We start from the raw sequence: 10,706 nt of genomic DNA, 5'->3' as shown, positions 1-10,706 counted from the left end.
ACTCTAGCAGAGGTCAATACGTCTATGTTCTTAGTAGCAGCGTCTAGATGTCAACAACATCACAGGGCAATCGAATTAAATCGCCGCAATCAGAGTCCAATGGCGAAACACCGAAATATCATTGGAATTTGCAAGTCTTATTACGGGAAGCGATTTTTGGCGTAAATGATGGGCTGGTTGCGACAATAGGCTTGGTGTCGGGTGAAGCCTTGTCGCATCAATCGCATGGTTCGATTGTGATTGCGGGTCTCTCATCGGTGGGCGCTGCCATGGTATCGATGAGTGTCGGTTCGTATCTAGCCACGGTGTCCCAAAATGACTGGGTTCACCAACAAATCAAAGAGCAACAAGCGGATATTCAAAATCACCCGCATCAGGAGGCTCAGGAGGTCACCGAATTGTTGGAAGACATCGGGATTCCTGACCGTTCTATCGCACAAATTCGCAAGGATATTATTTCAAGTCGTCCACGATGGCTAAAATTTATGGTTCGGGAGGCTTTAGGGGTGCATCCAAACCATCAAGAAACGCCATTGGCCAATGCGGTGACAATGGCTGTCGCGGTCATGGTCGGTTCAAGTCCTCCTATTTTGCCTTTTCTTTTGCCACTACCGACCTTGACCGCGAGAGATTTAGCGTGGGCGTTGTCACTCTTGGCGGCCTTGACGGTGGGGGCTATAAAAGGACGCTTAACGGGCAGTTCTTTGGTCTTGAGCAGTTTGCAATTTGGAATATTAGCTTCACTGTCTGCAGCCGTAGGGGCCGGAATAGGGTGGGCATTGGGGTTATTAGGTGCATAGCTTCCTACCTAAAAGCGTGATACCATTACGGTATTAACCGAAATAGGGAGGCCTTTACATTCATGTCCAAACCTGATGCCGTCGTGGTGACGGGTGGACTAGGCTACGTAGGACAATCGTTAGCAGCTGTCCTCAAAGAGCGTGGCCAAATTCCCATTGTTGTCGATTACCGGGATATTCCTAGCCAAGTGCCAGGAGTGCCGGTTTTTTATGGATCCATTGGAGATAAAGAAATCTGGAAACAGATTTATGACCAGTATCACATCGATGTTGTGTACCATTGCGCCGGGCTCATTGTCGTATCGGAATCCGTCCAAGAACCGGCACGGTATTTTCAAGAAAATCTTGTGGCTCCTTTGGCGATGTTAAACTATCTTCACGATATGGGACCTGTTCCCGTGATTTTTTCGTCCTCGGCGGCGGTTTATGGAACCCCAGAAATGGTCCCTATTCCGGAGGATGCGCCTAAAGTTCCTATTAGCCCTTATGGCGTCAGCAAATGGCAATTTGAAGAAATATTACAGGCCTATGACCAAGCGTATGTGCAACCATGGGTCGCTCTCCGTTATTTTAATGTGGCGGGAAGCGTGAATAATGTGGTTGAATCCCATGTTCCAGAAACGCACTTGTTGCCTCGCATTGCTAATGCCCTCATTCAAGGCGAACAACCAGAAATTTATGGCACAGACTATCCAACACCTGATGGTACTGCGGTCCGTGACTATATTCATATGCATGACTTAGTCGAAGCCCATCTTCAGGCTGCGCAATATTTGAAGGATGGGGGACCATCTACGGCATTTAATGTCGGATCGGGGCATGGCCATTCAGTCCAGGAAGTAATGGACGGTTTTGCGCGAGTCACCGGATTGCCTGTGGATCCTAAGCGCTTGCCACGAAGAGCTGGAGATCCGCCGGTACTCGTTGCAGATATTAATAAAGCGCGAGCGGAACTGTCGTTCGAACCCCAATTTTCCCATGATATTGATCACATGATTCGGGATATTTGGTCATTATTTACCGCAGAGGAACGCTATTAATAGCGTTGAGCATAGTTCTAAAGACGTGAGATGCATTAAAGCGCGATATAATATCTTGTTGAATTTCTTGAGGAGATAATAGCCATGGCCATTCGCGATCTAATGCTATGCGAATGGCATCGCGAATGGCTGGGATTGATCCGGTCGGCACCAATAATCCATTCTTATGGTTTTCGACAATGTCTTCAGGACCGGTGGGGCAGTTTGTTGCGATGACAGGTATTCCGTGGGCGAGGCCTTCGACAAGTACCATCGGAAAGCCTTCAAAATCAGATGTCAAAACAAGGGCACGCGGATTGGCGAGACGCCAGGGGTTGGGCTGCCATCCGTTAAAATGGACTCGGTTATCAATGCCTAATTGATGGGTCAACTCTTTTAGCCAGGTGGAATCAGGACCATCCCCCATAATGTTCAACTGCCACGGACCCGCAATTTGGGCCAAGGCTTCAAATAACAAGTCCAAACGCTTTTGATGATTATTTAACCGCCCCACATACAATAATTGGCCAGGAGCCATGGATCCCGGGGGGATTGGATGGAAATCGTAGGGTAACGGGTTGTGGACCACAAAAATGGGGGCAGACACTGGAATATCGGCTAATTGCCGTTTAATTCCCTGGGAAATAGCCAAATGTCCATCAGCCAGTCGCAGGCTTGATATATTTGCCAATTTATCTAGAGAAAAGTGAACCCATGAAAAAATACGCAGGGGGCGGCGCACGATTCGGCGTGCCCAGTGAGCCGCTTCCACAAAAGTTGGATCTGTTACCAATAAGGTGTCGACGTCACTGTCTTTAAGCAGGCGTGTTAGGGCCATGATGTACAGGGGTAATTTGGCGCGTAACTGCAGTCGGCGTCCAGTACCTTGGTCGATATTGACATCGCGATAAGAAATATTGTGGAGCCATTGTGTATCAAGAAGACGACCCATGGACCACAGTGATAGGGGAAGACGATCAGCTTGAGCCGTTTGTGCGACCGTTTTGATGACGGTCTCCATGCCACCGCGCCCGGACAATCTGCGGCTAACAATGGCCAAGTTTACCAAAATTCATCCTCCCTGTTCAATAGATGCGAGCGAGCCATCATTTATGGTTAGATGAGCGTGTAAGAACAATTTAGAGACCAGCAATGCGGTTCAAAACCATGATCAACATCCAGATGGTTGCTGAGCCACTTAGCACACTAGCAGCAGAACGTAGCCAATTGACACCGTATAAGAAATGGACGGCGCGAATTCCTAATACCGCGACAATAAGACCAATGACGATGGACAGAAAAGGAACGGGGATCCAAGCGGCTACAACGAGGATTACGAGCCAGCCAGAATAGACAATAGCTTGCTTGCGTAATGTATCGACCTCGTAACGTTTGTGGCCTGTTTCTGTACGGTTTAGAATCCACACCACAATCCAGGTTAGGGCATAGTAAAACAGGAACATGTCAAATAACGTATTAATCGCGACGCTTAACATAACGAGGAGATGAAAGCCCGCAAAAAGCCAAATCCGAAGAGCCGAAATTAAACCAGCCAGAATGGCATTGCTCCACAACATCCGTTCTGTCCACGGTCCCCGGTCTGACAGTTGCGCCGGATTCGGAATAAACAGACGCCAATAGTCTACGAGATCATCCCATTCATGGACCGTTTTACGGGGACGATACTGTTTTTCTAACCGTCGACGTCGACTATGACTTTTAAATGAAATCGGCTTTTTGGACATGTTGCGCTCCTTTTATTGCTTGGACTCCGATAAGGCCATGTTAAGAATTTTATACGTTCATGATATCAAAATCCCTTAAGAAATCCTAATTGTATTCGGGTAGTCTAGGAGGTTACTGTCCGGCAAACGAGAATATTCATAGACTTTGAGTTTTCATGGCAAGGAGTTCCTGTTATTATGGGTTTTAAAATATGGACTGATGAATAGGAGGAATATCTGTGCCTTTAGCGTATTTCAAACACGAATTTTTACCCTTGGAACAGGCTACCGTGTCAGTCGCCACCCATGCTTTGAATTATGGCACAGGATGTTTTGAAGGTATACGGGCTTATTATAACGCGGAAGAGGATAGACTCTTTATTTTAAAGCTTCGCGAGCATTTTGAACGGTTTTGGCGTTCGTGCACGATTATGCGGATCAATCCCGGTCATAGTGTTGAAGAAATGATGGAACGTACAGTGGAACTATTGAGACGGCAAGAATTTCGTCAAGACGTTTATATTCGTCCATTGGCGTTTAAGGCCGAGCCCGTCATTAAAGTGACCTTAGACGGTATTCGGGATGAATTTGCTATTTTCGCGGTGCCCATGGGAGATTATATACCGACAACAGGCATTCACGTTATGGTATCGGCGTGGCGACGGCTCGAGGATAATGCCATTCCCTCCCGGGCAAAGGTCACTGGATCCTATGTCAATACGGCTCTAGCTGTTACAGATGCTCACCTTTCCGGTTTTGATGATGCCATCTTTTTAACCGAACAGGGACATGTTGCCGAGGGAAGTGCCGCAAATTTATTTATGGTGAGAGAAGGAACATTAATTACCCCTGACGTTAGTGAAAACATTTTGGAAGGCATTACGCGGCAGACAATTATGCATCTTGCCAACGATTTAGGATATCCTGTGATTACGCGGGCCATTGATCGTACAGAGCTCTATATAGCCGATGAACTCTTTTTAGTCGGAACAGGTGCACAAATCTCACCCATTACCCAAATTGATCACCGCATGGTCGGCACTGGTCGAATTGGGTCCATTACCGAGCGCATTCAAACCCATTATAATCGGGCTGTTCGTGGTCAGATCCCAGAATATCGTCATTGGTTAACTCCCGTCGAATAAACGTTTTTAATATGGCACAGGAGGGATTTGATCAGGTGGACGATGAACAAATTCGCCAGATCTTACAGCAATATCGGTATGTGGCCATTGTCGGTTTATCACCAAAAGAAGATCGCCCAAGCTTTCAAGTGGCGCAATTCTTGAAAGACCATGGATATCACATTGTACCCGTTCATCCTCAAGCTCAGACCATATTGGGCGAGAAGGTTTATCCACGCCTTGAAGATATTCCCTTTGCTATTGATATTGTGGATGTGTTCCGACGCCCGGAAGATACGCCTGCCGTAGCCGAGAGTGCTGTACGCATTGGGGCTAAAGTGTTGTGGTTACAACTGGGTATTCAAAACGAAATCGCTCGGTCCATTGCTGAAACAGGCGGTTTGCAAGTTATTGAAGATCGATGCATGAAGATCGAATATCGTCGTCTTTTGGGCTAAGTCCGTATCTTGGCATTAATAGGAAGGAGGTCGTCGAAGAAGCGGAAAGCAGGCAACACCATCACCAAGAGCGCCTGTTTTCCACTTCCCATTTCGCGAGGCGAAATGGCAGACGATTAACATGATGGCATTAGTTGAAGCGCATCCCACGGTATTACTGGTCAATAATTTGCTCGAACGAAATCAAGTATCTCCGGTTTTTATTGAATCCTTGTCGGATGCTCATTCGATGCAATGGATGTTCGCACCCCAACCCGTAAAAAAGTGTTGGCGTTGTATAAAAGTGGATATTCTGGAACAAGCCGACACCCGTTCTGTACGGATTCGTCTGGATAAAGGATTGGGTCGCCAAGCACGATCCTACAATGTTCCGCATTCGTTCATTATGTATGATGTATGGCCTTATATGCGGGTAACGGGTGATTCAGCCCGTCTTAAGGATATTACCCATGCCGCACAAAAGGTCCCTCTTCATTTATGGTTACAAGTAACCAATGGCGTTGTGCCCGGCTTTAATCCTTTAAGTAGTCCTTTTCACCACCAGTTTCACTGGATTCTCAACGAACAAGGCCAATTGACGCTAGCAGATCCGGTGTTTGATGTGAGTGAAGTGGGAGAGCTTAAGCAAGTCACCCTTATTGATGATCTCGTGACACGGTTGCAATCCCTGCGAGAATGGCCATGGTACTGGGTTTCATTATCCTGGGGAATTGTCCAGGACAACATTACGGAATCTAATGTTTTCGCTCTCTTGGAACCCGTTATGGATTTATGGCAATAAGGTTATAGACTCAAAAGGCCCTGAAGACCTCGGCCGAATACTCCTCAGGAAATTTTCACCAGCAGGTTGAGTGTGATTCCACGTTATAATATGTCTAACATTGTCGGGTTGAATTGTGGATTAAGGGGGAGATGCCGATGATTTCATTATCTAAAGAACAAACTCACCGTCATCTTCGTCTTTATCCTCGTTTACTACCCCAATGGTGGGTTTTGATTCCCATTGAAATGGTGGCATTTTTGGTGCGTTTTATTGGTTTGGGGCGTTACCATGGCCTGATTTATGATGAATATTACTATGTTACAGCTGCTGATGTGCTCATTCATCATAAACCGCCTGTTCTGGTTAAGCATTTAGTTTACGGCATTGATCCGAATCTGTTGTCCGCACCCCCATTTGCCAAAGAGGTCATTGCCGCTGCTATTATGACCTTCGGCAATCATCCATGGGCATGGCGCTTACCAGGTGCATTATTAGGGGCATTCGTGCCCATTGTCGTATACGCTTTAGCCCAATCAATATTTCATAATCGGCAAGTGGCGGGTATCGCCGCTGGCTTATCAGCGGTCGACGGATTAATGGTGAGTACTAGTCGATTAGCTTTACTGGATTCTATTGCATTTCCCTTTGTTATTTGGAATCTTTTCATCCTATGGCGTTTGTATGACGATCTCCACAATGATCGGTGGATCACACGCAAGACGTTATGGATGTTTGGTATCACGTTAGGATTAGGATTTTCGGCTAAATGGATTGGTGCTCAAAGTATCCTCATGGCATGGATTATTTTTGCGCTGTCATGGCGTCGAATTTGGCAATCGCCACGCCGCGTAATGTATATTGCATCCGTGACTGTGATTCCACTTGTCGTTTATTTTTTGACCTATGCCTATGCATTTCCCGGAGGTTTTCATCAGTCATGGCTTCCTCAGAATGTGTTTTTGGCATGGGCTAAACTGCAATGGCTGATCTTGAAAAATATGTGGACGCTGCAATTTTATCATCCCTGGACGGCCAACGCCTGGACCTGGTTAGGATTACCGCGACCAACAGCGTATTTATGGATTACTGGGGCGCATGACACGATTCGTTTATTAGCTTTTTCTAACCCTCTTGTGATTTGGTTGGGCCTATTCAGTTTATTAATCATGGTGGGGAGAGATATCAAGACAGCGCATAGATTACGCCCTCCGACACTATTTTTTGTGGTGTGGTTTTTAGTATTTTACGGCACATGGCTGTTAACCCCACGATCGAAATTTAATTATTATTTTTTGTCCATGATGCCAATGTTAATTATGAGTACGGCTTATGGCATGGTTCAACTGTTTCATATCGCGCAGGGTCGGTGGCGGTGGCTAGGGTTGACGGAAGGATTGGGCGTCGGCATTACGACACTCTATCTTTTTCCTCTCTGGGTTGGATTGCCTATGCCAAATGGTTTCTATCATAGCGTTTTTTGGTCCCCGACGTGGAATGCGAAACCTAAAACGACACCACCAAGTACACAGTCCGTGAGTGCACACGTGATGCCTATTACCACCAAAGCAGCAGCTTCTTTTGATGCCGGTGCATCCGTTCCCCAAGAATGGAGCGGATTTGAAACGGGCCTTCAGCATAATACGGTATTTAATTGGGATAACCCAATACCCCTTCAGACAGGTTATATTCTGCACACCGGTCCGGTGGCCGATCAACCAGCTGTGGTCGGTCATGATGGCTTTGTTGGGAGCAATAATAATCAATTGATAGCATGGAACTTATTATCAGGACGACGCCTTTGGACGGACACATTGCCGAATATGGTTATGACGACACCTCTAGTGTGGAAGAATGAGGTAATTGTCGGCTTAGGGAATAAGGCATTTCGAAGCTATTCGCAGACACAAGGGTGGCTTAGAGGCACGGGGACGAATGGTCTTATGGCCTTTAATCGCATAACGGGAAAAGAATTATGGTTTACTCCCACAATAGGCGAAGACATGCCGACGCCAGCACTCCAGCATGGAGTGATTTATGAGGTAACAGGCACAGGACAATTCTTGGCCGTGGCGGCTACCAACGGCCATGTATTATGGTCACTGCCTTTAGCAGGATTCGATAGCATGTCTTCACCTATTATTGATGGGAACCAACTATTTGTCGCCACCAATGTCTATATGAAAGCCTATCCCGCTTCATCATCAACTGTTTGGGATATTAATCTTCTTACGCATCAAATTGTGTGGCACATTAACTTGCCAGTGGCTAGTGGATTATCTGATAATAGTCCTGCGATTGCGGACAATATATTGTATATTGCTGGGGTGCCTCGTATAGTGAATTTAAAGACGGGGCAAACCTGGTTAAATAATGAACTGTTTGCGATTTCTACGCAAAATGGTCATATATTATGGCACCACAAGACGGGAGGAGGTCTTCTTCCACTCGATGAAGAAGAAGAAGGGATTCCCTTTGTGGCTCATCACATTGTGTTTATTGCAAATCCGGCTAATAGAAACTTAAGTGCATTTGATGCAAAAAGTGGTAGGCTGATATGGAGGACATTATTACCCGCATCAGCGGTTGCCAATCCGATCTTACAAAATTCCGTGTTGTGGATTGGACTTGATAATGGAATGATTGTGCAAATCCAAGCGAGTGATGGACATATTCGTGTGATAACACAAGAAGGTCTAGGAGGATTTGGCCCTGCGGCGTTAATTCTTTTTCCACATGCATTGCTGGCAGCTAGCAAAACGGGTAATGTGGCCATGATTCCCGTTCGTTAAATGCTTAAGAAGGATTCGTAAACGTTAAAGGTTATCCATTTTTGTTGAGGAGGGTATCAAGATGCTAACAAAACGGTGGGCAACACTAGAACGGCAACGTCCCCAATTAAAATGGGTTAAATGGGGCGAGTTTGCTGGGGCATTTTTCACTGCTGGGGGACTTGTGGGTATGGGCACTTTTTGGCTTGGAATCCTTCTCATTATCGGTTTTGGGATTTATGGCTATAGTATTTTGTCAAAACCTCATGATTAATGCGGGTACGATGGTCCGTTGAACCACCCGTCGCCAGCATTGGCTGTTGTGAAAATGTTGAAGGAATACACTGATCGACAAGGATGATATCAAAATATGGTAACGCCATCAACGCGGCTGGTTGGTCTGTCCCATCGGCGCATGCAGTGGCAAGGTTTTACGATGGCACTGTTAGCAGCAATATTCTGGGGATTGTCTGGAGTGTCTGCTCAACGTCTTTTTATGACTTATCATGCTTCAGCGGGATGGCTTGTTACCGTTCGTATGGGGATTTCCGGCTTTTTAATATTACTGGTGACCGCATGGCGCCAAGGGATTGGCGTTGTATGGCAACCTTGGCGATCCCGCCAATGGCGTCTTCAACTTATAATTTTCGGAATCGTTGGATTGTTCGCGGTTCAATATTCCTACTTGGCGGCCATACAGGATGGAAATGCGGCATCGGCGACATTACTACAATATACCGGTCCAGCACTCATCACGCTTTACCTGATAATTCGCAAACGGGCCCGTCCCAGTTATCGTCAGTTCACTGCCGTGGGACTTTCTTTGTTTGGCACCTGGCTTTTAGTTTCGAATGGTCGGTTTAATAGTTTACATATTCCCTTGGGCGGATTGATTTGGGGATTATTATCGGCAGTGACCCTGGCGTTTTATACCCTCTACCCCGGGCGGTTACTTCAGCGTTGGGGATCGAGTGTGATTGTGGGTTGGGGTATGGTAATTGGGTCATGTACATCGCAATTTATTTTTCCGATTTGGCAAGGACCCCGGAGCTGGTGGCCGTGGACCGCGTGGGTTTTTGTCGCATTTGTTGTGCTGGTTGGAACGCTTCTAGCGTTTTGGCTGTATTTAGCGAGCTTGAATTATATTGAACCGGGACCAGCTAGTGTCATAACGAGTGCTGAACCCCTCGTCGCGACCGCAGCATCTATGATGTGGCTCGGGGTACATCTTGACAATATACAGGCTGTGGGTGCTTTAGCAATTGTCAGCGCGGTGGTCATCCTTGCTTTACGACAGCCCTCCTTAAGCTAAATATCGATTCAACGGGTTGCGCATGAAAGGTCGCTCCTTTTAGCCATTTCGACACATTCCGACTCGGTGTAAATTGCTGTTTTAGGATGGACACATGGATTTTCGCACTCGTCAAGATCTTGCGGAGTGCGAGATCTGGCGATAAATTGGGAAGGCACACATTTTGGCTTGCTAACCAAAATTTGTTCAATGTCCCTCTATTCGCTCGACATCAATATATTGAGGTTCTATAATTAATGATGTACTACATAAAGGGGTATGGATGATGCGGTGTCCGATTTGCAATTACCATGACAGCAAAGTCTTGGACTCCCGACCGGCCCGTGAGGGTCGTGAAATACGGCGCCGCCGGGAATGTTTACAATGCCATCAACGATTTACATCGTATGAACGTGTAGAAGAAATACCCATCTGGGTTATTAAAAAAGATGGTCGGCGAGAATCCTTTGATCGGACCAAGATTCTTCGTGGTCTTCTTACTGCTTGCGAAAAGCGCCCTGTTGGGTTAAGCGAGCTCGAAATGATCGCTGATGCCGTGGAGCGCGAGATTCGCGATCATCATTTTGGCGAAGTCTCCTCGCGGTGGATCGGCGAACTGGTTATGAATCAGCTTAAAGATGTCGATCAAGTGGCGTACGTTCGCTTTGCATCCGTGTATCGTCAATTTACAGATATCGAAGGATTTCGCCAAGAGCTAGAAAAATTACTTCATCCGCAAGTTCATCAGGAGGGCTAAGG

General features: G+C 46.5%; 11 protein-coding genes. 9 read left to right on the top strand and 2 right to left on the bottom strand.

The annotated features are described in order from the left end of the window. Positions 1 to 47 precede the first annotated feature (47 nt). Both B8987_RS16660 and galE read left to right on the top strand, forming a co-directional pair. Positions 48 to 800 (top strand): VIT1/CCC1 transporter family protein, encoded by a 753-nt coding sequence (locus B8987_RS16660; protein WP_020374794.1) that lies wholly within the window; start codon positions 48 to 50, stop codon positions 798 to 800. A gap of 62 nt (positions 801 to 862) precedes the next feature. Next, positions 863 to 1,840 carry a UDP-glucose 4-epimerase GalE gene (gene galE, locus B8987_RS16655; protein ID WP_084661723.1) on the top strand — a complete coding sequence of 326 codons (978 nt, stop codon included), beginning with the start codon at positions 863 to 865 and terminating at the stop codon, positions 1,838 to 1,840. Here the strand turns inward: galE and B8987_RS16650 are convergent. Continuing rightward, positions 1,818 to 2,888 carry a glycosyltransferase gene (locus B8987_RS16650; RefSeq protein ID WP_020374797.1) on the bottom strand — a complete coding sequence of 357 codons (1,071 nt, stop codon included), beginning with the start codon at positions 2,886 to 2,888 and terminating at the stop codon, positions 1,818 to 1,820. The two genes, galE and B8987_RS16650, sit on opposite strands and share 23 nt — an antisense overlap. 70 nt (positions 2,889 to 2,958) lie before the next feature. Further along, positions 2,959 to 3,564, bottom strand: a complete 606-nt coding sequence (locus tag B8987_RS16645; protein WP_020374798.1) for a hypothetical protein — start codon at positions 3,562 to 3,564, stop codon at positions 2,959 to 2,961. A 218-nt stretch (positions 3,565 to 3,782) separates the two neighbouring features. On the opposite strand from B8987_RS16645, the gene B8987_RS16640 reads away from it, so the two are divergent. The 7 genes from B8987_RS16640 (at position 3,783) to nrdR (ending at position 10,704) form a co-directional block, all read left to right on the top strand. Next, entirely contained in the window at positions 3,783 to 4,688 is a 906-nt protein-coding gene (locus B8987_RS16640; RefSeq protein WP_020374799.1) for a branched-chain amino acid transaminase, read from the top strand. Between the two features lie 35 nt (positions 4,689 to 4,723). After that, on the top strand, positions 4,724 to 5,125 hold the full coding sequence (locus B8987_RS16635) for a CoA-binding protein (protein WP_020374800.1): 402 nt from the start codon (positions 4,724 to 4,726) through the stop codon (positions 5,123 to 5,125). Positions 5,126 to 5,246: 121 nt separating this feature from the next. Beyond that, entirely contained in the window at positions 5,247 to 5,906 is a 660-nt protein-coding gene (locus B8987_RS16630) for a hypothetical protein (RefSeq protein ID WP_084661722.1), read from the top strand. 137 nt (positions 5,907 to 6,043) lie between these two features. Further along, positions 6,044 to 8,677 (top strand): outer membrane protein assembly factor BamB family protein, encoded by a 2,634-nt coding sequence (locus tag B8987_RS16625; RefSeq protein WP_020374802.1) that lies wholly within the window; start codon positions 6,044 to 6,046, stop codon positions 8,675 to 8,677. Between the two features lie 61 nt (positions 8,678 to 8,738). After that, entirely contained in the window at positions 8,739 to 8,930 is a 192-nt protein-coding gene (locus B8987_RS16620; protein ID WP_020374803.1) for a hypothetical protein, read from the top strand. Between the two features lie 96 nt (positions 8,931 to 9,026). Beyond that, the gene (locus tag B8987_RS16615) at positions 9,027 to 9,968 is read left to right on the top strand and encodes a DMT family transporter (RefSeq protein WP_020374804.1); all 942 of its coding nucleotides are present in this window, start codon (positions 9,027 to 9,029) and stop codon (positions 9,966 to 9,968) included. Between the two features lie 265 nt (positions 9,969 to 10,233). Next, positions 10,234 to 10,704, top strand: a complete 471-nt coding sequence (nrdR, locus tag B8987_RS16610; RefSeq protein WP_020374805.1) for a transcriptional regulator NrdR — start codon at positions 10,234 to 10,236, stop codon at positions 10,702 to 10,704. Positions 10,705 to 10,706: the final 2 nt, after the last annotated feature.

It is taken from the genome of Sulfobacillus thermosulfidooxidans DSM 9293 (assembly GCF_900176145.1).
Lineage (GTDB): Bacteria > Bacillota > Sulfobacillia > Sulfobacillales > Sulfobacillaceae > Sulfobacillus > Sulfobacillus thermosulfidooxidans.
Note: the sequence above shows the minus strand (reverse complement) of the source record. Positions and strands in the feature narration are given on the sequence as shown.

Coding starts and splice junctions, on each gene's coding strand:
- nrdR (WP_020374805.1), top strand. CDS start 10,234: ATGCGGTGTCCGATTTGCAATTACCATGACAGCAAAGTCTTGGACTCC.
- B8987_RS16645 (WP_020374798.1), bottom strand. CDS start 3,564: ATGTCCAAAAAGCCGATTTCATTTAAAAGTCATAGTCGACGTCGACGG.
- B8987_RS16620 (WP_020374803.1), top strand. CDS start 8,739: ATGCTAACAAAACGGTGGGCAACACTAGAACGGCAACGTCCCCAATTA.
- B8987_RS16615 (WP_020374804.1), top strand. CDS start 9,027: ATGGTAACGCCATCAACGCGGCTGGTTGGTCTGTCCCATCGGCGCATG.
- B8987_RS16630 (WP_084661722.1), top strand. CDS start 5,247: ATGATGGCATTAGTTGAAGCGCATCCCACGGTATTACTGGTCAATAAT.
- B8987_RS16660 (WP_020374794.1), top strand. CDS start 48: ATGTCAACAACATCACAGGGCAATCGAATTAAATCGCCGCAATCAGAG.
- galE (WP_084661723.1), top strand. CDS start 863: ATGTCCAAACCTGATGCCGTCGTGGTGACGGGTGGACTAGGCTACGTA.
- B8987_RS16625 (WP_020374802.1), top strand. CDS start 6,044: ATGATTTCATTATCTAAAGAACAAACTCACCGTCATCTTCGTCTTTAT.